The organism is Motilibacter aurantiacus, from assembly GCF_011250645.1.
Classification (GTDB): Bacteria; Actinomycetota; Actinomycetes; order Motilibacterales; family Motilibacteraceae; genus Motilibacter_A; species Motilibacter_A aurantiacus.
Genome location: NZ_JAANNO010000008.1, coordinates 187,313 through 208,831, shown reverse-complemented (window position 1 = coordinate 208,831; position 21,519 = coordinate 187,313). Strand labels below are relative to the sequence as shown.

The window sequence follows — 21,519 nt, the reverse complement described above, 5'->3', positions numbered from 1 at the left end:
CCTCCGAGATGGCCCGCAACGTCGCCGAGGCCGCCGCGGCCACCAACGAGATCACCGCGAACGTCAGCGGTGTCGCCGGCGCCGCCGCCGGGACCGCCGAGGCGGTCAGCGAGGCCCAGCGCTCGGCCAACGAGCTCAACTCCATGGCGGCGACCCTGCAGTCGCAGATCGTCCGCTTCCGCTACTGATCCCTGCGCGTCCCGTCCGCCCCGGCCACCTCGGTGCCCGGGGCGGACGCACGTTCGGGGCCGTTTCGGCGCAGCGGGGACAATGAGGGCATGAGCGCCCCCGCCGAGCCCACGGTCCTGCCGTCCGCGCCCCCGGCACCACGGCGGCGCTACGGACGGCCGGTCACGGTCGCGCTGCTGCTGGGGCTCGCCGTCGCGTGCGCCCTGGCGGTCGCCGCGACGTACCGGGTGTTCGTCGGCAGCCAGACCGGCCAGCTCGTCGAGGCCGCGGCGCTCGGCGGGACCGACCTCGGCCGGGACCGGCTGCTCCCGCGCGTGACCCAGGTGCTGGACGTCGTCTCGGTCGCCGCGCTGGCCGTCGCGGTGCTGGTGATCGCCGCCATCGGGCTGCTGCGCGGCCGGTGGCGCTCGGCCCTCGTCGCCGGAGCCCTCGTCGCGGGCGCGAACGTCACGACGCAACTGCTCAAGAAGGAGTGGCTGACCCGCCCCGACTTCGGCGGCAGCGGCTACCCGGAGAACACCCTGCCCAGCGGGCACACCACGGTCGCGGCGTCCGTCGCCGCCGCGGCAGTGCTCGTGGCCCCGCGACGGCTGCGGCCGCTGGTCGCGCTCGTCGGCTGCGCGTACGCCGTGGTCACCGGCGTGGCGACGCTCGCCGCCAACTGGCACCGGCCCAGCGACGCGATCGCGGCGTACCCCGTCGTGCTCGGCTGGGGCGCGCTGCTCGCCGCGGTGGTCGTCGCCTTCTCCCCGCCGGCGCCCGGGCGCGGCGCCCCCGACCGGGCGCACCGGGTCGTCGGGCTCTTCCTCGGCTCGTGCGCCGTCCCCGTGGCGGCCGGGGCCGCGGTGGCCATCGTGATGACGGCCGACCGCGTGCCCGGCCCGCTCGGGGAGTACCGGCGCAACCTCGCGTACGCCGGGGGCGCCGCGGCGATCGTCGCCGTGGGGCTGCTCGCGATGGCGCTGTGGCTCGCCGTGGTGACCCTGATCGACGAGGCGGGGCGCCGGTCGCGGCAGCGCGTCTGAGCCGCCGGGTCAGTGCCCGCGGGCGACCCACTCCTCGTAGCCCGGCGCCTCGGCCTCGATCGAGGTCTCGTCGCCGTGGCCCGTGAGCACGCGGGTGTCCTCGGGCAGCGTCAGCAGCCGGCGCTTGATCGACCGCAGGATCTGGTCGAAGTCGGAGTACTTGCGCCCGGTCGCGCCCGGGCCGCCGTTGAAGAGCGTGTCACCGGTGAAGAGGACGTCGATGTCGCGGGCGTAGAGGCACACGGCGCCCGGCGAGTGGCCCGGGGTGTGGATGACGTCGATGTCGAGGTCGGCCACGTGGAGCGCGCCGCCGTCGACCAGGTCGATGTCCCAACGCAGGTCGTCGCCGTACTCCTCGTGCCAGAGCATGTCGTCCTTCGGGTGGAGCGCGATCTCGCACTCCTTCTCCGCGGCGATCTCGACGGCGGCGTTGACGTGGTCGTTGTGGCCGTGCGTGCAGACGACGGCCACGACGTCGCGGTCGCCGATCGCGGCGAGGATCTTCTCCGCGTCGTGCGCGGCGTCGATGACGAGGACCTCCTCGTCGTTGCCCACGAGCCAGACGTTGTTGTCGACCTGCCAGCTGCCGCCGTCGAGGTCGAAGGTGCCGGAGGTGATCACGCGCTCCACGCGCAGCCCGCCGGGGTAGGACGCGACGACGCCCTCGTCCGTGCCGACCTCGACCTGGGGCTCGTCGACGAACCCCTCGCCCGGAGCGGGCTCGTCGACCTGCTCCTCCGCGCCCGCCGCCGCGAGGGCGATCTCCTCCTCGGGGACGTCGCCACCGGCGCTGCGCTTGGACAGGCCCGCCATCAGAGCACCACCACCGAGCGAAGCACGTCACCGGAATGCATTTTCGCGAAAGCGGCCTCGACGTCGCCGATGCCGATCTTCTCCGTCACGAACTTGTCCAGCGGCAGCCGGCCCTGCAGGAAGAGGTCGACGAGCATCGGGAAGTCGCGCGAGGGCAGGCAGTCGCCGTACCAGGAGGACTTGAGCGACCCGCCGCGGCCGAACACGTCGAGCAGCGGCAGCTCGAGCGTCATCTCCGGGCTGGGCACGCCGACCAGGACCACGGTGCCGGCCAGGTCACGGGCGTAGAACGCCTGGGCGTACGTCTCGGGCCGGCCCACCGCCTCGACCACCACGTCCGCGCCGAACCCGTCGGTCAGCTCACGGACCGCCTCGACCGGGTCGGCCTGCTTGGAGTTGACCGTGTGCGTGGCCCCAAACTCCCGGACCTTCTCGAGCTTGCGGTCGTCGATGTCGACCGCGATGATCCGGCGCGCGCCGGCGAGGTACGCCCCGGCGATCGCCGCGTCGCCCACCCCACCGCAGCCGATCACGGCGACGCTGTCGCCCCGCGTGACGCCGCCGGTGTTGATCGCGGCGCCGATGCCGGCCATGACACCGCAGCCGAGCAGGCCGGCGACCTCCGGCGGGGCCGCCGGGTCGACCTTCGTGCACTGGCCGGCGGCGACCAGGGTGAGCTCGGCGAACGCGCCGATGCCGAGCGCCGGGCTCAACTCGGTGCCGTCCTCCAGCGTCATCTTCTGCGTGGCGTTGTGCGTGTTGAAGCAGTACCAGGGACGCCCGCGCAGGCAGGCCCGGCACTCGCCGCAGACGGCGCGCCAGTTGAGGACGACGTAGTCGCCGGGAGCGACCTCCGTCACGCCCTCGCCGACGGACTCCACGACGCCCGCCGCCTCGTGGCCGAGCAGGAACGGGAAGTCGTCGCTGATGGCGCCCTGCTGGTAGTGCAGGTCGGTGTGGCAGACGCCGCACGCCTGCACCTTCACCCGCGCCTCACCCGGCCCCGGTGCCGGCACCACGATGGTCTCCAGCGAGACGGGCGCGCCCTTCTCGCGGGCGACCACGCCCTTGACGCGCTGCTCCTGCGCACTGCTCACAGCTGCCCTCCCGGCCGGTGTCGGTGCCTGTGAGGTTAGCGGTGCGGCGGTGCGGCCGACCCGCAGGAGCGGGCTGCCGGCGGCCCGGGCGGGTAGAGGCGGGACAATCGCCCCCTCCCGTCCGGCAGGAGTCGCCCCCATGGAGTACCGCACGCTCGGCGGCAGCGGAGCCGTCGTCTCGGCGTTCGCGCTCGGCACGATGACCTTCGGGCACGAGTCCGACGAGGCAGTGGCGCACGCGCAGCTGGACCGGTTCGTGGAGGCCGGCGGCACGCTCATCGACACGGCCGACGTCTACTCCGCCGGCGCGTCCGAGCAGATCATCGGCCGCTGGCTCGCGTCCCGGCCCTCCGAGGTCACCGACCGGGTCGTGCTCGCCACCAAGGGGCGCTTCCCCATGGGAACGGGGCCGAACGACCTCGGGCTCTCCCGCCGGCACCTGCGCCGCGCGCTGGACGACTCGCTGCGCCGGCTCGGGGTGGACCATGTCGACCTCTACCAGCTGCACTCCTGGGACCCGCTGACCCCGCTGGAGGAGACGCTGCGCTTCCTCGACGACGCCGTGACGGCGGGCAAGATCGAGTACCCCGGGCTGTCGAACTTCACCGGCTGGCAGCTGCAGAAGGCGTGCGACCTGATCGACGTCCGCGGCTGGGCGAAGCTCGTGACGCTCCAGCCGCAGTACAGCCTGCTGGTCCGTGAGATCGAGTGGGAGATCGTGCCGGCTTGCGTCGAGAACGGCCTGGGGCTGCTCCCGTGGTCCCCGCTCGGCGGCGGCTGGCTGACCGGCAAGTACACCCGCGACGCCCGGCCCTCCGGGCAGACCCGGCTCGGGGAGAAGCCCGACCGCGGCATGGAGGGGTACGACCGGCGCAGCACCCGCGACCGGACGTGGGACGTCGTGGAGGCCGTCGAGGAGGTGGCGAAGGGGCGCGGCTCGTCGATGGCGCAGGTCGCCCTGGCCTGGGTACGCGACCGCCCGGCCGTCTCGTCCGTGCTGCTCGGCGCGCGGACGATGGACCAGCTCGAGGACAACCTCGCGGCGGCCGACGTCGTGCTGTCGGCCGAGGAGACCGCGCGGCTGGACGCCGTCAGCGACCTCGGCGTCGGCGACTACCCGTACGGCGAGCTCGGCATCGAGCAGCGCAGCCGCACGGTCGACGGCGGACGCTGAGCGACGTGCGCATCCTGCTCCCACCGAGCGAGGGCAAGGCCGCGGGCGGCGACCACGGCCCGGTCGACGCCCGTGCCCTCGTGGCCCCGAAGCTCGCCGCCGTCCGCAAGCGGGTGCTCACCGCCGTCGCGCGGACCGCGCGCGGCGACGGGGCGGCCGCGGCCGCGGCGTTCAAGCTGCCGCCGGCCGTCGTCGCCGAGTCCCTCGCCGCCAACCGGGAGGCCGCGAAGTCCCCGACGATGCCCGCGCTGGACCGCTACACCGGTGTCGTGTACGCCGCGCTGGACCCGGCCACCCTGTCGGCGGCCGGGCGGGCGGCGGCCGAGGAGTCGGCCCTGGTGTTCTCCGGGCTGTTCGGCGTCGTGGCCGGCGGCGACCTCGTGCCCGCGTACCGGGTGCCCGTGGCGTCGGTGCTGCCCGAGCTCGGCGCCCTGACCCCGGTGTGGCGGGCCGCGCTGCGCGAGGTGATGCCCGTGCTCGTGGGCAAGGGGTTCGCGGTGGACCTGCGCTCCACCGACTACGCGGGCATGTGGGCGCCGACCGGCCCGCTGCGCCACCAGGTGCTCCCCGTGCGACTGCTCACGAAGCGCCCGTCCGGGCCGCCGCGGGTGGTGTCGTACCCGTCCAAGCACGGCAAGGGCCTGCTCGCGCGCGAGCTGGTCGAGCGCCTGGGCAAGGGGGCGGCCGTCTCGTCGGCGGACGACGTGGGCGAGGCCGCGGCGGCCCTGGGGTGGGACGTGGAGACGCGGCGCACGCAGGGGTCGGTACCGGCGCTGGACGTGGTCATGCCGCCGTGGGTGCCGGTGTCCTGACCGGCGCCACGTCCGGTCGGCAGCGGGTCACAACCCGGCGCTGGACCTGCGGCAGGGACGCCTCTGGGGACGGGGACGCCGCGGGCGGGCGCCGGGAAGAAGCGGGCGCCGCGACGTGGTTGACCTCTGCATGAAGATCGACGTGTGGTCCGACGTTGCCTGCCCCTGGTGCTACATCGGCAAGCGCCGGCTGGAGAAGGCGCTGGAGGCGTTCGACGGGGACGTCGAGGTCGAGTACCACGCGTTCGTGCTCGACCCGTCCGCCCCGGACTCCGCCCGCCCGCTCGACGAGCACCTGCGGGCGAAGTTCGGCGACCGCGTCGAGGAGATGCAGGCGCACGTCACCGAGCTGGCGGCCGCCGAGGGGCTGGACTTCCGGATGGCCGACGCGCTCGCCGTGAACACGCTCGACGCGCACCGGCTGATCGCGTACGCCCGGCGGCAGGGCGTGCAGCCCGACCTCAAGGAGCGGCTGCTGCGGGCCTACTTCACCGAGGGCCGCGACGTCGGCGACCACGAGACGCTGGCCAACGTCGCGGCGGAGGCCGGGCTCGACCGATCGGCGGTGGAGGCGTACCTCGCGAGCGACGAGGGGGCCGCCGAGGTCCAGGAGGAGCTGGCGGCGGCGCGCGACATCGGCATCACGGCCGTCCCGACGTACGTCGTCGACCGCAAGTACGCCGTGCAGGGCGCTCAGGACCCGGCCACGTTCCTGCGGGTGCTCGAGCAGGTGGCCAGGGAGACCGCGCAGTAGGCCCTGAGCAGACGGGCGGAGCCGCCCGGGAGCAGGTGCTCCCGGGCGGCTCCGTGTCAGCGGGGGTGCGTCAGCTCTGCGACAGCGACGTGCCGGTCGAGCGGAGCGCCTCGCACGCCTCGACGACGCGGGCGGCCAGGCCACCCTCGGCGGCCTTGAGGTAGGTGCGCGGGTCGTAGGCCTTCTTGCTGCCGATGCCGCCGTCGACCTTGAGGACGCCGTCGTAGTTCTTGAAGAAGTGGTCGGCGATCGGGCGCGAGTAGGCGTACTGCGTGTCCGTGTCGATGTTCATCTTCACGCAGCCGTAGTCGAGCGTCTCGCGGATCTCCTCGAGCAGCGAGCCCGAGCCGCCGTGGAAGACGAACTGGAACGGCGAGTCCTTGCCGATCTTCGCGCCGACCGCGTCCTGCAGGTCCTTGAGGACCGACGGGCGCAGCTTCACGTGGCCCGGCTTGTAGACGCCGTGCACGTTGCCGAAGGTGGCGGCGAGCAGGTACTTGCCCTTCTCGCCGGTGCCGAGGCGCTCGGCGACGAGCAGCGCGTCCTCGGGGGTCGAGTACAGCTTCTCGTTGATCTCGCCGACGACGCCGTCCTCCTCGCCACCGACGACGCCGATCTCCATCTCGAGGACGACGTTGGCCTTGGCGCAGGCGGCCAGCAGGTCCTCGGCGATGTCGACGTTCTCGTGCAGCTCGACGGCCGAGCCGTCCCACATGTGCGACTGGAAGAGCGGGTTCTGGCCCTTGTCGACGCGCTCCTGGGAGATCGCCAGCAGCGGCCGGACGTAGGTGTCCAGCTTCTCCTTCTGGCAGTGGTCGGTGTGGAGCGCGACGTTGATGTCGTACTTCGCGGCCACGACGTGCGCGTACTCGGCCAGCGCCACCGCGCCGGTGACCATGTCCTTGATGTTCGAGCCGGACGCGTACTCCGCGCCGCCCGTCGAGACCTGGATGATGCCGTCCGAGCCCGCCTCGGCGAAGCCGCGCAGCGTCGCGTTGAGCGTGGAGGAGGACGTGACGTTGATCGCCGGGTAGGCGAAGGCGCCGGCCTTCGCCTTGTCGAGCATCTCGGCGTAGACCTCAGGGGTCGCGATGGGCATTGGGCTACCTCGCACTGATTCGGGCTGGTTCGGGGGGCTCCCGAGCGGGCGGGAGCCGGACGTGCTCGGCCTCAGTCTCCCACGGGCACGCGCCGGCTCGGGCAGGGTGCGATGCTGCCGCGCATGCAGCCTGCCGATTCCGGGCTCCGGGGCCTCTTCGTGGGGCTCGCCACCCTAGACGCCGTCTACCGGGTGGAGCACGTGCCCGCCGCCGACGAGAAGGTCGTCGCGCTCTCCCAGGAGCTGGCCGCGGGAGGCCCCGCCGCCAACGCCGCCGTGACGTACGCCGCACTCGGCGGCAGCCCCGTCCTCGCGACCGCGCTGGGGGCCCATCCGCTCGCCGCCCAGGCGCACGCCGACCTGGCGGCGCACGGGGTGGACGTGCGCGACGCCACCCCCGCGATCGAGGAGCCGCCCGCCGTGGCGACCGTGCTCGTGGCCGACGCGACCGGCGAGCGGGCGGTGGTGTCGCTCGGCGCCTCCCACCAGCGGGTCGGCGCGCCGCCCGGCCTGGCCCGGCTCGCGCGGGAGAGCGCGGTCCTGCTGCTCGACGGCCATCACCCCGAGCCCGCCCTCACGGCCGCGCGTGCGGCCCGGGACGCGGGGGTGCCCGTCGTGCTCGACGCCGGCAGCTGGAAGGACGTGCTCGAGGATCTGCTGCCGCTCGTGGACATCGCCGCCTGCTCCGCGGCGTTCCGCACCCCCGGCGCCGGCGACGAGGAGGCGACCGTCGCCGGCCTGCGCGAGCGCGGCGTCCCCTTCGTCGCGGTCACGCACGCGGGCGGCCCGGTCCGCTGGGTCTCGCCCGCAGGGTCGGGCACCGTGCAGCCGCCCGCCGTCGAGGTGCGCGACACCCTCGGCGCCGGCGACGCGTTCCACGGCGCGCTCGCCTATGCCGTGGCGCGCGGGGACGCGTTCGTCGACGCGCTCGGGCTGGCGGCGCGTACGGCGTCACTGCGCGTCTCGGTGGCCGGCCAGCGGGCGTGGCTGGCGCAGCTTCCCCGCTGACCGGCGCAACCTGCGCGGCCCCCGGGTGTCTTGCAGGGTGTGACGAGGGGGAGGCCGATGACGCAGGGCGGCGAGGCGGCGCAGCACGCGCGCGACGAGGGGGACGACGGCGACGACGCGCCGGCCACGCTGCCCGAGCTGTACGCCGCGCACCGGCTGGGGCTCGTCCGGCTCGCGCTGCTCCTGGTCGACGACCTCGAGACCGCGCAGGACGTCGTGCAGGACGCCTTCGCCGGGCTGCACGCCCGGTCGCGGCGGCTGCTCCCCGACCCAGACCGGGCCCTGGCGTACCTGCGCGTCTCGGTCGTCAACGCCTCCCGCTCCGCGCTGCGGCGGCGGCGGACGGCCCGCGGGTACGTCCCGCCGCACGAGCCGCCCGGCGACTCCCCCGAGGCGAGGGCGGTGCTCGCCGAGGAGCACCGCGAAGTGCTCGATGCCGTCCGCGCCCTGGCCCCGAGGCAGCGCGAGGTGCTGGTGCTGCGCTACTGGTCCGGCCTCGACGAGGCCGGGATCGCCGAGACGCTGGGCATCTCCCGCGGCGCCGTGAAGTCCACGGCCAGCCGCGCCCTCGACGCGGTCGAGAAAGCCCTGGAGGCGAAGCGATGAGCGAGGAGACCCCTACGGAGCGGCGGCTGCGGGCCGCCCTCGCCGCCCGGGCCGAGTCGGTACGCGGCGGCGACCTCGTGCCCGCCGCCGTTCCCCCGCGCCCCGCACCCCGCTGGATCGCGCCGGCCGTGGCCGCCGCGCTGCTGGGGGTGATCGCCGGCGGCGTGACGTACGGGGCACACGAGGTGGCCGCGCCAGAGCCGGGGGCGAGCGGGTCGGCCTCGCCTGATCCCCGGGCGTGGGACACACCGCTGACGTTCGCGGGGGTCACGGTCGACGTGCCCGCGGGCTGGGTGGCCGAGCCGTACGGCAGCGGCACGACTCCGTCGCCCGCGGCGAGCGGCGCCGACCTGCTGCCTGACATCGCTCCCGACTACGTCGATGCCGCATGCCTGCACGCACCGGGGACGCGGGGCGGCGGACGATGCGACGGCGGCGTCGTCGTCCTCCGGCTGACCGCGGAGTCGGCAGCCGGGTCGAACGGCTACATTCAGTTCGACAGCTCGCAGATGTCGACGGCGTGGCTGTGCATGGACGAGCAGCCCACGCCGGGCCAGGAGATCCGTACACCGGAACGGGTCGGCGAAGGGCCCGACCAGGTCGGCTCCCGGCCCGCGGAGCGCTCCCGGTTGGAGTGCCCGGACGGCAAGGCCTACGTCGAATGGCACTTCGAGGACACGGACCTGGTGCTGCGGGCCGACGCCGCCGAGCCCGACGCGGTCGCCGCGGCGCGGGCCGCGCGGATCGAGGATGCCGCCGAGCCGACCACGATGAACGTCCCCACCCAGGGCAACGGCCTGACCCTCACGGTCCCGCTGGACTGGACCGACTTCTCACGGGCGGCGGACTGCGTCGGCCCGGGCCCGATCGACCGTATCCAGACCTGCCCGGTCGACGGTGTGCTCGTGCGCGGGAAGGCCTTCTTCACCGGCGAGGGCGGCGTCCCGAGCCAGGGCGGCGCCGTCACTCCGGACCCGGAGTCGGTGCTTGGCTACGTGCCGACCCCGCAGAAGCTCCGTCACGACATCCCCAGTGGATGCAACCGACTGGCGGGGGCGCAGTTCACGACGGCCCGCGAAGCCGGCACCACCGGGCGGACTCTCGTCGACTCCGGCGACCGAACCGTCGGCGGGAAGCCCGCGGAGTACTGGGCTTGGGAGACGGAGTGCGCCGACGGCACCAGTTTCACCTGGCGCCGCTGGTGGGTGCCGGCCGAGCAGACCATGGTCGACTCCTACGACCTGCCCGGAGGTGGCTCCCCGGCCGACATCGACGACCTGCTCGAGAGCCGCACCGCCTGGGGCGAGGACTACGGCTGAGCCCCGCCGATGCCGGGCCGCGGTCCTGCGGACCGCGACCCGGAGCGGGGTCTACAGGTCGGCGGGCCGCAGCACCCGGTCGATCACGTGCGCGATCTGCCGGTTGCCCTTGTTCACGTCGACGGCGGCCACGACCGGGTTGGTGTCGTCCGGGTCCTGGTCGCGAAGGGTCACCGAGCTCCCCTCCACGCGGACGATGAGGGAGCCGCCCTGGGCCGTGGTGAGGGTCGCGCCGTCGGAGGCGAGCACCTTCGGCGAGGCCAGCGCCGCGCCGGGCACGACGTGGTAGAGCAGCACTGTCTCGACGGTGTCGATGCCCAGCCCGGCCACCGCGGCGAAGACCTGCTTCTCCGCGGGCACGCGCTTGCCGGTGAGGTCGGTGACGAGCGAGCGGAAGGCCCGGTCGTTGGGCGCGAACGCCGTCAGGGCCGTGCCCGCCTGGGTCAGCGCCTTCACCGGAGAGTTCGGCTTGGCCTCGAGCACGGCGAGGACGGCCTCGGTGAGCACGTCGAAGTCGGCCGCGTTGCGGTCGAACGTGTTGCCGTCCGACGTCAGCACCGTCGCGAGGGAGCGGTCCGCGGCCTGGGCGGGGGCCGGGGCCATGACCGCGGCGAGCGCGACCGCGGGGACCGCGGCCAGGAGGCGGAGGGCGTTGCCTGAAGCACGCATGAGTCGTTCCTTCCGATCGTTGACGGGAAGCGATTCGCCTGCTTGAGCAACGTACGACCGGATCCGTCGGAGCGCATCCCGAGCCCGCGTGCCGCCAGGCGTGCGGCGGCACGGCAACGGGCCGCTGCCGACGTACCGACAGCGGCCCGTTGCTTCAGGGAACCTCAGTTCAGGAAGTCTCGGTCCACCAGGGGACCGTGGCGGTGAGGTCGCGCTCGACGTTCGAGACGCAGTGGATCTCACCGCTTCCGGAGTGGGCGTACTGCCAGTCCTCGACCCAGTGGACCTCGACGCCGACCTTCGCCAGCGCCTTCTCCGTGACGTCCTCGAAGACGTCCTTGCCGCCCTTCGTCGGGCCGTGCTGGCGCGGGGAGAACCACACCTTCTCGCCGGTGCCGATGCCGTTGGCGGCGTCCGGGAGGTACGCACCGAGCCGCTGCGCGTTGCGCGCCGGGGCGGTGTTGGAGCGGTAGAACACCGGCACCCGCACGATCTCGGCGTCGGTGAGGCCGATCTCCTTCTTGAGGATCTTCAGCGCCGCGTTGATGCCGCGCTTCGCGACGTGCGCGCCGTCCCGCAGCCGCTCGTCCTTCAGCGCCTCCTTCACCGTCATCGTCGGCAGGTTCGAGCCGGGAAGGCCCGCCTGGGCGATGTTCTGGTCCCCGAGGCCCTTGGCGACGAGGTCCCGGAGCATGTTCTCGGCGAGCATCGGGTCCGCGGCGATCAGCGACCAGCCACGCGGGCTGTCCGAGACGGTGAACGACAGGAACTCGTCGACGTGGCCGACGCTGAGCCAGCTGGTGTCGAGCACGATCGGCTTCTGGTACCCCTGGCTCGCGAGCATGGCGTTGTACGCGGGGTCGGCCGTGAAGTCCTTCTCGGCGCCGAAGAGCTTGCGGCCGGTCGGGTAGTGCTTGCCGTTGTGCGAGTACGGCGGCACCGAGCCGTAGTTCCCGGTCGAGCCGAACGTGTTCATCGAGCCCGGCTGGTAGGCCGGGTCGTAGTGCTGGACGCCGGCGACGTCCTTGCCGCGCAGCACGGTGAAGATCGTGCGACCGGTGCTGCGGTACGGGTTCACGTCACGGTCGGCGGCGGTGTTGCGGGATGGTGCGCGCACGTAGACGCGCATGCGGTGCTCCTCGCCGCCCGCGGTCGGCATCGACATGTAGCCCGGCTCCATGATGTCCTGCGTCCACTTGTCGAACGAGGAGTTCCGCCCGTGGGCGGCCGGGAGCAGGTAGAGCGGCGCCTCGACGCCGATCTTCGCCAGCCCCTTGCGCATGTCCTCGCGGAAGGGCACGACGCCGCCCGGAGGGGCAGCGGTGACGGGGCGGCCCTGGTAGATCGAGGTCTCGTAGTCGGCCACCATGAGCTTGTCGACCTTCATGGTGTCGGTCACGAAGAGCAGCGGCGCCACGCGCAACCGGACCACGTCGGACGCCGTCGTGCCGCCGCCCTGGACGGTGAGCGTCACGTCGACGGTGCCGTCCCAGGCCTTCGGGTCGCGGATGATGTCGCGCGCCTCGACGCCCAGGGTGGCGCCGGCCTCCGCCTCGGCGGCGGTCAGCCTGCCGTCGGCGGGCAGCGCGGCCCAGTCCGCCGCCGACTCGCCGCGCTTGACGAAGAGCCGCACCTTGCCGGCGGCCGCGGCGTTGACGGTGACGGTGGCCGTGCTCGCGCCGGGCGCGGGGGCCACCGCCAGCTTGGCGAGGTCGAGGACGTCGTCCGCGCCGTTCACGACGTCGTCCGCGGCGTCGTTGCACGCCTCGAGCTCGAGGTCGGTGAGCTGGGTGCCGTCGACCTTGATCTTGGGGCAGCGCACCAGGTCGTCGTCGATGTTGGCCAGCAGGATCGCGCCTCGGGCCTGGGTGAACCGGTCCTCGAGCGAGTCGTCGAGGACGCTCAGCACGCCGTCGCGGTTCGTGTCGGCCGTCAGGCCTGCGGTCACCGCGGCGTTGGCCGGCGCGGGCGCCAGCGGGAGCGCGACGGCCAAGGCGCTGCCGAGCGCGACCACCGCGAGGTGGGACCTGGTCCGTTTGCGGGCATGCACGAGGAGGCCTCCGGGAGTTCAGCGAAGAGGCCCGAGCAGTCGGGGGAGCTGCAGGCTCGGGGTGGCCGGAGCCTGGTGCGACAGGGTTTCCTCCGCGCGAAGCCGGCGTTCCCGGCGTGTAAAGCACCTCCGCGGCCCCGTGAGGATCGTCTCGGCGCGCCGGGGAACCCGCGACGAGAAGGGTTCCTCAGGCACACGGAAGCCGCGCCTCCCGGCCGTCGGGGAACGGCGGTCTGCGCGGCTTCGGCGACAGGTCGTGCGGCAGGCTCAGCGCGGCCCCCGCGCCACGGGGTAGCCCTGCATCCGCGGGCCGGAGCACGCGGGGCCGGCGGTGACGGTCGAGCCCATACGGGCGGCCCAGTCCAGGATCTTGCGCATCTCGTCCACTCCTCGTCGATCGGCTGCCGTCCTGCCTCCTCGCTCGGGCACGGACACTCCGCGAAAGCATCGGGCCGCAGCCCGCGCCGCTTGAGCAGAGACACGGCGGGCGCTCCTGATACCTCGCTCCTGCGCACGCCGCCTCGCTCCCCCGGCCGGATGAGCGGCGCGCGGCCTGGAGGAGCGAAGCGGCCGGGCGAGGCGCGGGTCAGCGTGAGCTGTCGACCAGGTCGGCGGCCTTGCGCGCGGCGATGAGCACCGGGTCCCACGCGGGCGAGAAGGGCGGGGCGTACCCGAGGTCGAGCGCCGTCATCTCCTCGACCGTCATCCGGTTCCACAGCGCGACCGCGCAGGCGTCGATGCGCTTGGCCGCTCCCTCCTTGCCGACGATCTGCGCGCCGAGCAGCCGTCCCGTACGCCGCTCGGCGATCAGCTTCACCGTGATCGGCTGCGCCTCCGGGTGGTAGCCCGCAGCCGTCGTCGAGTCCACGACGACCGTGAGCCAGGAGAAGCCGACCTCGTCGCACTCGAACTCCCGAAGCCCGGTGCGGGCGATCTGGAGGTCGCACACCTTGCTCACGGCGGTGCCCACCACGCCGGGGAACGTCGCGTAGCCGCCACCGAGGTTCGTGCCGACGACGCGCCCCTGCTTGTTGGCGTGGGTGCCGAGCGCGACGTGGATGCGTGCGCCGCTCACCAGCCCGAGCGACTCGACGCAGTCACCGGCGGCCCAGACGTTCTCCCGCCCGCACACGCGCATCTGCAGGTCGACCGTCAGCCCGGAGAAGCGCCCGAGCGGCAGGCCCGCCGCCTTCGCGAGCGCGGTGTTGGGGCGTACGCCGGTCCCGAGCACCACGACGTCGGCCGCCAGCTCCCCGTCGTCCGTCACCACGGCGCGCGCCCGCCCGTCGGTGCCGAGGGCGACCCCGCGTACCGCCGTGGAGGTGCGCACGTCGATGCCCAGCCCCTCCATGGCCTTGTGCACGAGGGCGCCCATGTCCGGGTCGAGCGTCGACATCGGCTCGGGGGCCAGGTCGACGACCGTCACGTCGAGGCCGCGCCGGACCATGGCCTCGGCCATCTCGACGCCGACGTAGCCGCCGCCCACGACCACCGCCCGGCGCGGCCTCCTGGTCTGCAGCGCGTCGAGGATGGCCTCGCCGTCGTCGAGCGTCTGGACGCCGAACACCCCGGGCGCGTCGATGCCGGGGACGGGCGGGCGCAGCGGGACGGCGCCGGTCGCGAGGACCAGGTGGTCGTACCCGATGCGGCTCCCGGCGCCGGAGCCGACGTCCCGCGTCACCACCTCGCCCTTGTCGACGTCGAGCTCGACGGCCTCCGTCCCCATTCGGACGTCGATCCCCCGCCGCCGGTGCTCCCCGGGGGTACGCGCCACGAGCTGCGCCACGTCGTCGACGTCGCCCGCGACCCAGTAGGGGATACCGCAGGCGCTGTAGGACGTGTGCCGACCGCGCTCGAGGACGACGACGTCCAGCTCCGGGTCCAGCCGCTTGGCCTGCGCGGCAGCGCTCATGCCCGCCGCGTCTCCCCCGACCACCACCACTCGCGTGCCCATGCCGGGCTCCTACCCCCCGACGGGCGGTGCCGATGCGGGCGGGCCCGTCACTCCGGCTCGACGGCGTACGGCGTCGTGGCCGCCAGCGGCACGAACCCGAGCCGCTCGAGCACCGGGCGCGAGCTTGGGGAGGCGTCGTCGGCCTCAGCGACCCGCTCGGCCAGCACGGCGTCGACCAGCCACCGTCGGTCGTCACCCCGGACGATCGCGGCGAGCTCGACGACGGCTTCCGCGTCGCCGTCGTCGAGCTCGCGCAGCCGCACACCCGCGGGAGGACCGAGACCCGCGGTGGCGGCGACCAGGGCCGCCAAGCCGGCGGCGACGAGCGTCTCGGCCGGCTCCGGCACGAAGCCCGCCGCCAGCAGCCGGCCCGGCAGGTCGCGTGGCTCGTCGTGGTCGTGGTGCTTCCACTCGAGGCCGCCGCCCCGGCGCCGCGCCGCGGCGGCCTGCCGGGCGATGGCCGCGTCGGCCGTGCGGCCGTCCAGCCGGGACCAGACCACTGTCGCGCCTGGCTCACCCGGCGGCGGCAGGAGCAGGACCGTCTCCTCGTCGGCCTCGGCCGTCCAGCCCGGCGCGGGCGGCCCCTGCTCGCGCCGGAGCCGGTCGTACGCCGCCAGCACCACCGCTTGGTCGAGACCCACGCAGGCAGGCTAGGCGCGTCGGGGCAGCAGCCCCAGGAGCCGGCGCGCGGGGCGTACGTGCCAGGCGGCGGTCCCGCTGGGGAGCAGGCAGATCCCGCACCGGTACGCCTCGTGCAGCCGCCGCGTGCTGTCGGTCTCCCGGTTCGCCGCGACCGCCGCGTTCGCCCGGGAGAGCTTGGGCTCGTTCGCGCAGGACGGCACGGCGAGCGGCGCCGCCTTCGTCCGTGTCGTGGCCTGTCGTGTCGTGGCCTGTCGTGTCGTGGCCTGTCGTGTCATGGCCGTCAGCCTCGGGTCGCCAGCTGGGAGGAGCCTGTGAGCGAGCTTCAGAGTTGCTGAGGGCAACCTGCGAGCCGCGCACCACGGGGCGGGGCCGACAATGGCCGGGTGACGACTGCACCCACCGTTCCCCTGGCCCACGGCGCGACGATGCCCCGGCTCGGCCTCGGCACCTCGCCCATGGACAACGCCGCCACCGAGGCCGCCGTGGCCGCGGCGCTCGAGACCGGCTACCGGCTGGTCGACACGGCCGAGGACTACGGCAACGAGGAGGGCGTCGGCCGCGGGATCCGCGCCGCCGGCGTGCCGCGCGAGGAGCTCTTCGTCACCACCAAGCTCAACAAGAAGTGGCACGGCGTCGACCTGGCCGCCGAGGCGCTCGCCGCGAGCCTCGACCGCCTCGGGCTCGACTACGTCGACATGCTGATGGTCCACTGGCCGAACCCGGGCCAGGACAGGTACGTCGCCGCCTGGCAGGGCCTGGCGAAGCTGCTCGAGGAGGGCCGGGTCAAGGCCGTCGGCACCTCGAACTTCAAGCCCGCGCACCTGGACCGCATCCTCGCCGAGACCGGGGTGACGCCTGACGTCAACCAGGTCCAGCTCCACCCGCTGCTGGTCCGCGAGGCCGACCGGGCGTACCACGCCGAGCACGGCATCGTGACCCAGGCGTGGTCCCCCCTCGGCGGCACCGGCGCCGACGTCCTCGGCCAGCCGCTACTCTCCTCGCTCGCCGAGAAGTACGGCCGCTCGCCCGGCCAGATCGTGCTCCGATGGCTCATGGAGATCGGCGTCACCACGGTGGCGAAGTCGTCCAGGCCCGAGCGGATCCGGCAGAACCTCGAGATCTTCGACTGGTCGCTGGAGCCTGCGGACGTGGCGGCCGTCTCGGCGCTCGACACCGGCGACGTCGGTGTCTTCGACTCGGACACGTTCGGGCACTAGGCCGACCGGCCGGCGCCGCAGGCCGCGAGCAGGCGGCGCCGGAAGCCCGGGCCGTCGGCCGCGGTGACCACGCGGGCGGGCACCGGCCCCTCGGCCGGCGCCAGCCGGCCGCGGTCCCGCTCGGTGGTGCCGACCCCCACGCGCTGCGCCTCGTGGGCGAGCAGGAGCGTCGGGTCGAGCGCCACCGCCGTCGCGAGCGCGTCGGGCAGGTCGTGCCCGTCCCGCCCCTCCCGGTGTGCCTGCTGCGCGGCGCGGGCCGTCACCCGCAGCACGACGTCGGCCTCGGCCGTCTGCAGTGCGGCGAGCCGCTCCCGGTCCGCCCAGGAGAGGAGCCCGTCGCGCTCGGAGACGTCCTTGCCGAGGAGCACGCGCGGCGGGCCCGACGCGGCGAGCACGGCCGCCGCCGCCTCGGGGTCCGCGTACGCGTTGAACTCCGCGCCGTCGCTGCGGCCGAGCATGCAGACGACGGCGTGGAACTTCTCGAGCAGCCGGGGGTCGCGGCCCAGCGCGAGCGCGACGTTGGTCAACGGGCCGAGGGTGAGGAGCGTCCCGCCTGCGGCGGAGGCCAGCAGGGCGCCCACGGCGGAGCCCGGCGTCGGAGCGCGCACGGGCGGGGGCAGCCCGGCGTCGCCCAGCCCGTCGGAGCCGTGCGTGCAGCTGCCACGCTCCCACGGACGCGTCAGCGGGGCGGTGGCGCCGGCGTACACCGGGACGGAGCTGCCCAGCGCGTCGAGCGTGCGCAGGACGTTGACGGTGGCCTGGCCCACCGGGACGTTGCCCGCGACGGTGGTGACAGCCTCGACCGCGCCGCCGGCGAGCGCGAGCAGCAGCGCCACCGCGTCGTCGGAGCCGCCGTCGGTGTCGACGATCATCACGTCGGCAGTCCGAGCACGTGCCGGCGCACCCACGCGTGCATCGCGATCCCGGACGCGACGCCGGCGTTGATCGAGCGGGTCGAGCCGTACATCGCGATCGAGCAAACCACGTCGCACGCGGCCCGCGCCGGCTCGGAGAGGCCCGGCCCCTCCTGGCCGAAGAGCAGCACGCACCGGCGCGGCAGCTCGGCCCCCTCGAGCGGGACCGACCCCGGCAGGTTGTCGATGCCGACCACGGCCAGCCCCTCGGCCGCCGCCCACTCCAGCAGGCCCTCGACGGTCGGGTGGTGGCGTACGTGCTGATAACGATCGGTGACCATCGCCCCGCGCCGGTTCCACCGCCGGTTGCCGACGACGTGGACCTCCTTCGCGAGGAAGGCGTTGGCGTTGCGGACGACCGTCCCGATGTTGAAGTCCGAGTGCCAGTTCTCGATCGCGACGTGGAAGTCGTGCCGGCGGGCGTCGAGGTCCGCGACCACCGCGTCGACGCTCCAGTAGCGGTAGCGGTCGACCACGTTGCGTCGGTCCCCCCCGGCCAGCAGCTCGGGGTCGAGCCGCGGGTCGTCCGGCCAGGGCAGCGGGTGCGGCCCCACCCCGACGGCACCGGCCAGGGACGGCTCGAGCCCGACGCGCACGCCGCCCTCGGACATCGGCGCCGGGTCCTCCGGGAGCGCGTCCGCCACGGGACCACCCTAGGGTTCGGACGGTGGAGTCGCTGTCCCCCGAGCTCGGCGGCCTCGGTGCCGCAGCCGTCTACCTCATCGTCTTCGGCTTCGTCTTCGTCGAGTCCGGGCTGCTCATCGGCTTCCTGCTGCCCGGGGACTCGCTGCTCTTCGGCGCCGGCCTGGTGTCCGGCGACCCGGGCTCGGGGGTCTCGATGCCGGTCCTCGCCATCGGAGTCGCGGTCGCCGCGGTGACCGGCGACGCGGTGGGCTACGCGACCGGCTACCGCCTCGGCCGGCCCTGGCTGGACAAGAAGGTCGCGAAGGGCCGGCTGGACGCCAAGCACCTGGAACGCGCCGAGCAGTTCTACGCCCGCTACGGGGCGCTGGCCGTGATCATCGCGCGCTGGATCCCGTGGGTCCGGACCTTCACCCCGATCCTCGCGGGCGCCTCCCGCATGCCCTATCCGCGCTTCCTGGCCGCCAACGTGGTCGGGGCGCTGACCTGGGGCTCCGGGCTCGTGCTGCTCGGCTACGTCGCGTCCTCGGTGCCCTGGGTACGCGACGCGGCCATCGCGGTGGGCGCGTTCTTCGTCGCGGCCTCGGTCGTCGTGGCGGTCGTCGCGGGCGTGCGCAGCCGGCGGGGCAAGCGGCGCCGGCCCGGCGCCGAGGCATGACCCGCGGGTGACCCACGGCATCCTCCGCGGCGAGCGAGAAGGCGTCCCGGGCCGGGACGGGCCGGTAGCCTCGGACCGTGCTAGCCGCCTCCGCCGTCGACACCGTCGCCCTCGGACCCGACTGGCTCGACCCCACGAACGTGGTCGAGACGTTCGGCGCCTACGCGTTCCTCGCCGTCGTCCTCGTCATCTTCGCCGAGTGCGGCCTGCTCATCGGGTTCTTCCTCCCCGGTGACTCCCTGCTGTTCATGACCGGCGTCTTCATCGCGAGCGGCAGCATCGACACCCCGCTGTGGGTGGCGTGCCTGGCGCTGGCGATCTCGGCGGTGATCGGCAACCTCGTGGGCTACGCGATCGGGTGGCGGGCCGGCCCGGCGATCTTCGACAAGCCCGAGTCCCGCGTCTTCAAGCCCAAGCACGTGGCCAAGACGCACGAGTTCTTCGAGAAGTACGGCGTCAAGGCGATCTTCCTCGCCCGCTTCGTCCCGATCGTGCGCACCTTCATCACCGTCATGGCCGGCGTCGGGCGCATGGACACCCGGTCCTACGTCGCCGTGTCCACCGTGGGCGGCATCGTCTGGGCGGCCGGCATCACCGCGCTCGGCTTCGCGCTCGGGGACATCGCGTTCATCCGGGAGCACATCGAGGCAGCGATCATCCTCATCGTCGTCGTGTCGGTCATCCCGATGGTTGTCGAGGCCTACCGCGCCCGGCGGAAGGTGTCGGCGGAGCTGCCGTAGTGACGGCGACCGCCGAGCCCGTCGCGACGAGCGGCCAGCGGTCGGCCCGCAAGCAGGCCCGCACACCGGCACGGCACGCCGCACCGGGGCGTACCCGGCGCGGCGCCCTCGCCGATGCGGCGCTCGTCACCGCGGTGGCCGTCGGCCACCTGTGGCTGCAGTGGCGCACCCGCCCTGCGCCGCACTGGGGCGACGCGACCGAGGTCTACCAGTTCGCCCGCGACTGGCCCGACGTCGGTGAGCCGATCCACCACGCGATGCGGCTGGGCTCGCTGGTCCCGGCCCGGCTCGCCCAGGAGGCCCTCGGGCAGGGGCAGGCCTCGTTCTACGCCTGGCCCGTCGCCTGCGGCGTCCTGCTCGTCGTGGCGACGTACGCCCTCGGCCGGCTGCTCGGCGGCCGCCCCGCCGCAGTGCTCGCCGCGGGCGCCGTCGCGGCCTGCCCGGTCCTCGTCGACACCGACGACTACCTGACCTCGTGGCTGCTGCTCCCGGACGTGCCGTCCGCGGCGTTCCTCACGCTGGCCTTCGCGCTGCTGGTGGCCGGCGCGCGCCGCGCGCGCGGGCAGGCCGGGTGGCGCCCCGGCCCCGGGGCCGCGCTGCTCGCAGCGTCCGGGCTCGCGCTGGGCTGGGCGTACCTCTGCAAGGAGTACGCCGTCTTCGCCTTCCCCGCGTTCCTGGCCGCCGGCGTGCTGCAGAGGCTGCCGTGGCGGCGCTGGGCGTACGTCGCCACCCCCGCCGCCGCCTGCCTGGCGCTCGAGCTGGCCAACGGCGCGTACGTCTACGGCAGCCCGCTGGCCCGGCTGACCGAGGCGTCGGCGCACGGGCAGGAGCTGCCCGAGGCCTCGACCCGCTCGGACGCGTGGCTCGGGCTCTGGCACGCCCTCACCGGCTGGACGGGGCCGGGCGCGACCGTGCCCGCCGCCGCGTACGGCGCGCTGGTGGTGGCCGCCGCCGGGCTCGCAGTCGCCGGCCTGCTCGTCGGGCCGCTGCTGGGCCGGGGGCGCGACCTCGCGGTGCCCGCCCTGTGGGTGGGCTGCTTCTGGCTCTGCCTGACGCTCATGGGCGGCGTGCTGCAGCCCGACACGCCCTCGCTGCGGCTCTACTTCGCCCGCTACTGGATCCCGCTGCTGCCGGCCGCCGCGGTGGGAGCCGCCGCGGCCCTCACCCTCGGCGCGGGGGCGCTGCTGCGGTGGGTGCCCCGGCCGGCCGTGCGAGCCGGGATCGTCGGGGCGCTGGCGGTCGCGGCCCTCGTGGCGTACGCCGCCCCGACCGTCACGGCGGCGCGTGACACCCGGCCGGAGGAGCCGACCTGGGACCGGCTGCGCGGCTTCCTCGTGGACGTCCGGTCCCGCGGCGTGATCATCGACCAGCGGCTGGCCCGGACGCTGGACTACTACCGCTACGAGCCGGTCGGCGGGGACGTCGTGTGGGACGGGCGGATCGACCCGCTGCCCGAGCCCTGGGACCAGACCGAGACGCCGCGGCCGCGCACCGCGCACGAGTGGGTCGTGGCCGCCGACCACCCGGCCGACGACGTGCTCGTGGTGGACGACCGCTACGGCCCCACCGGGCTGCGGCCGCGGCCCGGGCCGGACGGCGTGGAGCAGCCGTACGCCACCCTGCCGCGCGACACCGACGGCTGGGTCGAGGCGTGGTCGGAGGGGACCCTGCGGGTGTACGTCGCCGAGGGCAGCGCGGCCGCGGCGCGGGCCGCTCGCTGACCTCCCCCGGAGCCCGGGCCGGGCGCCGCACCCCGGGGCCGGGGCCGCAGCCCTCGGAGAGCTACCAGGTGGTCGGGTCGTCCCGGAAGTCGAGCGGGCGCGAGGTCGAGCCGTCGACCCGGGAGCGGATGGCGTCGACCGCCGCGCGGGCGCTCGCCTCGTCGGCGAACCGCGCGATGCCCATCAGCGGGTTGGCCGGGCCGGCGACCACGTCGGCGCGGACGGCGTACGGCAGATCGGTGCCCTCGACGTAGTCCACGAAGACGCTGATGCACTGGTCGATGTTGACGAGGTTGCCCTTCTGGGTGGTGACCCACAGGCTCATGCGTCTCTCCTTGGCTCTCGTGGTGCGGCGGCTCGGTCGGTACGGCGCCGCTCCCGTCGCCGGGCGCGGCGTCGTGACGCTACCCCGGCGG

At 74.4% G+C, this 21,519-nt stretch carries 22 protein-coding genes and 1 pseudogene; 12 read left to right on the top strand and 11 right to left on the bottom strand.

Annotation, left to right across the window (positions count from 1 at the left end; translation table 11 throughout):
* Both G9H72_RS15360 and G9H72_RS15355 read left to right on the top strand, forming a co-directional pair.
* Positions 1-188, top strand: a pseudogene (locus tag G9H72_RS15360) (methyl-accepting chemotaxis protein); the annotation flags it as partial.
* A 90-nt stretch (positions 189-278) separates the two neighbouring features.
* The gene (locus G9H72_RS15355; RefSeq protein ID WP_166172599.1) at positions 279-1,214 is read left to right on the top strand and encodes a phosphatase PAP2 family protein; all 936 of its coding nucleotides are present in this window, start codon (positions 279-281) and stop codon (positions 1,212-1,214) included.
* Positions 1,215-1,223: 9 nt separating this feature from the next.
* Here the strand turns inward: G9H72_RS15355 and G9H72_RS15350 are convergent, their stop codons facing one another.
* Positions 1,224-1,850, bottom strand: coding sequence for an MBL fold metallo-hydrolase (locus G9H72_RS15350; RefSeq protein WP_166172666.1), 627 nt, complete (start codon positions 1,848-1,850; stop codon positions 1,224-1,226).
* Positions 1,851-2,026: 176 nt separating this feature from the next.
* Positions 2,027-3,124, bottom strand: a complete 1,098-nt coding sequence (locus G9H72_RS15345; protein WP_331272340.1) for an S-(hydroxymethyl)mycothiol dehydrogenase — start codon at positions 3,122-3,124, stop codon at positions 2,027-2,029.
* Between the two features lie 139 nt (positions 3,125-3,263).
* Here G9H72_RS15345 and G9H72_RS15340 point away from each other — a divergent pair, with 139 nt between their 5' ends.
* The 3 genes from G9H72_RS15340 (at position 3,264) to G9H72_RS15330 (ending at position 5,864) form a co-directional block, all read left to right on the top strand.
* Positions 3,264-4,298 (top strand): aldo/keto reductase, encoded by a 1,035-nt coding sequence (locus G9H72_RS15340; RefSeq protein ID WP_166172595.1) that lies wholly within the window; start codon positions 3,264-3,266, stop codon positions 4,296-4,298.
* A 5-nt stretch (positions 4,299-4,303) separates the two neighbouring features.
* Entirely contained in the window at positions 4,304-5,110 is an 807-nt protein-coding gene (locus G9H72_RS15335; protein ID WP_166172593.1) for a YaaA family protein, read from the top strand.
* A gap of 130 nt (positions 5,111-5,240) precedes the next feature.
* Positions 5,241-5,864 carry a DsbA family oxidoreductase gene (locus G9H72_RS15330; protein WP_166172591.1) on the top strand — a complete coding sequence of 208 codons (624 nt, stop codon included), beginning with the start codon at positions 5,241-5,243 and terminating at the stop codon, positions 5,862-5,864.
* 70 nt (positions 5,865-5,934) lie between these two features.
* Here the strand turns inward: G9H72_RS15330 and fbaA are convergent, their stop codons facing one another.
* Positions 5,935-6,963: a class II fructose-bisphosphate aldolase gene (fbaA, locus tag G9H72_RS15325; RefSeq protein ID WP_166172589.1), complete on the bottom strand. Its 1,029-nt coding sequence runs from the start codon at positions 6,961-6,963 to the stop codon at positions 5,935-5,937.
* Between the two features lie 123 nt (positions 6,964-7,086).
* Here fbaA and G9H72_RS15320 point away from each other — a divergent pair, with 123 nt between their 5' ends.
* Genes G9H72_RS15320 through G9H72_RS15310 form a run of 3 tightly spaced genes read left to right on the top strand, consistent with a single transcriptional unit; the run spans position 7,087 to position 9,896 of the window.
* Positions 7,087-7,971, top strand: coding sequence for a PfkB family carbohydrate kinase (locus tag G9H72_RS15320; protein ID WP_166172587.1), 885 nt, complete (start codon positions 7,087-7,089; stop codon positions 7,969-7,971).
* A gap of 57 nt (positions 7,972-8,028) precedes the next feature.
* A complete protein-coding gene (locus G9H72_RS15315) occupies positions 8,029-8,577 on the top strand; it encodes a sigma-70 family RNA polymerase sigma factor (RefSeq protein WP_166172585.1) in 549 nt (182 codons plus the stop codon).
* A complete protein-coding gene (locus tag G9H72_RS15310; protein ID WP_166172583.1) occupies positions 8,574-9,896 on the top strand; it encodes a hypothetical protein in 1,323 nt (440 codons plus the stop codon). The genes G9H72_RS15315 and G9H72_RS15310 overlap by 4 nt, the downstream gene beginning before the upstream one ends.
* 51 nt (positions 9,897-9,947) lie before the next feature.
* On the opposite strand, the gene G9H72_RS15305 is transcribed toward G9H72_RS15310, so the two are convergent.
* The 5 genes from G9H72_RS15305 to G9H72_RS15285 form a co-directional block, all read right to left on the bottom strand.
* Positions 9,948-10,565 (bottom strand): fasciclin domain-containing protein, encoded by a 618-nt coding sequence (locus G9H72_RS15305; RefSeq protein WP_166172581.1) that lies wholly within the window; start codon positions 10,563-10,565, stop codon positions 9,948-9,950.
* Positions 10,566-10,734: 169 nt separating this feature from the next.
* A complete protein-coding gene (locus tag G9H72_RS21800; RefSeq protein WP_166172579.1) occupies positions 10,735-12,615 on the bottom strand; it encodes a protein-arginine deiminase family protein in 1,881 nt (626 codons plus the stop codon).
* A gap of 586 nt (positions 12,616-13,201) precedes the next feature.
* Positions 13,202-14,569: an FAD-dependent oxidoreductase gene (locus G9H72_RS15295; RefSeq protein ID WP_166172577.1), complete on the bottom strand. Its 1,368-nt coding sequence runs from the start codon at positions 14,567-14,569 to the stop codon at positions 13,202-13,204.
* Positions 14,570-14,616: 47 nt separating this feature from the next.
* Entirely contained in the window at positions 14,617-15,210 is a 594-nt protein-coding gene (locus tag G9H72_RS15290) for a hypothetical protein (protein WP_166172575.1), read from the bottom strand.
* 9 nt (positions 15,211-15,219) lie between these two features.
* Positions 15,220-15,486: a hypothetical protein gene (locus G9H72_RS15285; RefSeq protein WP_166172573.1), complete on the bottom strand. Its 267-nt coding sequence runs from the start codon at positions 15,484-15,486 to the stop codon at positions 15,220-15,222.
* A 108-nt stretch (positions 15,487-15,594) separates the two neighbouring features.
* Between G9H72_RS15285 and G9H72_RS15280 the strand changes: the two genes are divergently transcribed.
* A complete protein-coding gene (locus G9H72_RS15280) occupies positions 15,595-16,428 on the top strand; it encodes an aldo/keto reductase (RefSeq protein WP_331272339.1) in 834 nt (277 codons plus the stop codon).
* Here the strand turns inward: G9H72_RS15280 and G9H72_RS15275 are convergent.
* Together G9H72_RS15275 and G9H72_RS15270 are read right to left on the bottom strand one after the other, a co-directional pair.
* Positions 16,425-17,300 (bottom strand): nucleoside hydrolase, encoded by an 876-nt coding sequence (locus G9H72_RS15275; protein ID WP_231127114.1) that lies wholly within the window; start codon positions 17,298-17,300, stop codon positions 16,425-16,427. The two genes, G9H72_RS15280 and G9H72_RS15275, sit on opposite strands and share 4 nt — an antisense overlap.
* Positions 17,300-17,953, bottom strand: coding sequence for a TrmH family RNA methyltransferase (locus G9H72_RS15270; RefSeq protein ID WP_166172662.1), 654 nt, complete (start codon positions 17,951-17,953; stop codon positions 17,300-17,302). Before G9H72_RS15270 ends, G9H72_RS15275 begins: the two co-directional genes overlap by 1 nt.
* Before the next feature lie 56 nt (positions 17,954-18,009).
* Between G9H72_RS15270 and G9H72_RS15265 the strand changes: the two genes are divergently transcribed.
* The 3 genes from G9H72_RS15265 (at position 18,010) to G9H72_RS15255 (ending at position 21,103) form a co-directional block, all read left to right on the top strand.
* Positions 18,010-18,642: a DedA family protein gene (locus G9H72_RS15265; protein WP_166172569.1), complete on the top strand. Its 633-nt coding sequence runs from the start codon at positions 18,010-18,012 to the stop codon at positions 18,640-18,642.
* A gap of 77 nt (positions 18,643-18,719) precedes the next feature.
* Positions 18,720-19,382 carry a DedA family protein gene (locus G9H72_RS15260; protein WP_166172567.1) on the top strand — a complete coding sequence of 221 codons (663 nt, stop codon included), beginning with the start codon at positions 18,720-18,722 and terminating at the stop codon, positions 19,380-19,382.
* The gene (locus G9H72_RS15255; RefSeq protein ID WP_166172565.1) at positions 19,382-21,103 is read left to right on the top strand and encodes a glycosyltransferase family 39 protein; all 1,722 of its coding nucleotides are present in this window, start codon (positions 19,382-19,384) and stop codon (positions 21,101-21,103) included. Before G9H72_RS15260 ends, G9H72_RS15255 begins: the two co-directional genes overlap by 1 nt.
* Before the next feature lie 61 nt (positions 21,104-21,164).
* Here G9H72_RS15255 and G9H72_RS15250 read toward each other — a convergent pair whose 3' ends face one another.
* On the bottom strand, positions 21,165-21,428 hold the full coding sequence (locus G9H72_RS15250) for a hypothetical protein (RefSeq protein ID WP_166172563.1): 264 nt from the start codon (positions 21,426-21,428) through the stop codon (positions 21,165-21,167).
* Positions 21,429-21,519 lie beyond the last annotated feature (91 nt).

What these genes read in the sequence shown, in the direction of transcription:
- G9H72_RS15310 (WP_166172583.1), top strand. Translation starts at nt 8,574, where the DNA reads ATGAGCGAGGAGACCCCTACGGAGCGGCGGCTGCGGGCCGCCCTCGCC.
- fbaA (WP_166172589.1), bottom strand. Translation starts at nt 6,963, where the DNA reads ATGCCCATCGCGACCCCTGAGGTCTACGCCGAGATGCTCGACAAGGCG.
- G9H72_RS15285 (WP_166172573.1), bottom strand. Translation starts at nt 15,486, where the DNA reads ATGACACGACAGGCCACGACACGACAGGCCACGACACGACAGGCCACG.
- G9H72_RS15270 (WP_166172662.1), bottom strand. Translation starts at nt 17,953, where the DNA reads ATGTCCGAGGGCGGCGTGCGCGTCGGGCTCGAGCCGTCCCTGGCCGGT.
- G9H72_RS15250 (WP_166172563.1), bottom strand. Translation starts at nt 21,428, where the DNA reads ATGAGCCTGTGGGTCACCACCCAGAAGGGCAACCTCGTCAACATCGAC.
- G9H72_RS15315 (WP_166172585.1), top strand. Translation starts at nt 8,029, where the DNA reads ATGACGCAGGGCGGCGAGGCGGCGCAGCACGCGCGCGACGAGGGGGAC.
- G9H72_RS15340 (WP_166172595.1), top strand. Translation starts at nt 3,264, where the DNA reads ATGGAGTACCGCACGCTCGGCGGCAGCGGAGCCGTCGTCTCGGCGTTC.
- G9H72_RS15355 (WP_166172599.1), top strand. Translation starts at nt 279, where the DNA reads ATGAGCGCCCCCGCCGAGCCCACGGTCCTGCCGTCCGCGCCCCCGGCA.
- G9H72_RS15305 (WP_166172581.1), bottom strand. Translation starts at nt 10,565, where the DNA reads ATGCGTGCTTCAGGCAACGCCCTCCGCCTCCTGGCCGCGGTCCCCGCG.
- G9H72_RS15320 (WP_166172587.1), top strand. Translation starts at nt 7,087, where the DNA reads ATGCAGCCTGCCGATTCCGGGCTCCGGGGCCTCTTCGTGGGGCTCGCC.
- G9H72_RS15295 (WP_166172577.1), bottom strand. Translation starts at nt 14,569, where the DNA reads ATGGGCACGCGAGTGGTGGTGGTCGGGGGAGACGCGGCGGGCATGAGC.
- G9H72_RS15330 (WP_166172591.1), top strand. Translation starts at nt 5,241, where the DNA reads ATGAAGATCGACGTGTGGTCCGACGTTGCCTGCCCCTGGTGCTACATC.
- G9H72_RS15275 (WP_231127114.1), bottom strand. Translation starts at nt 17,300, where the DNA reads ATGATCGTCGACACCGACGGCGGCTCCGACGACGCGGTGGCGCTGCTG.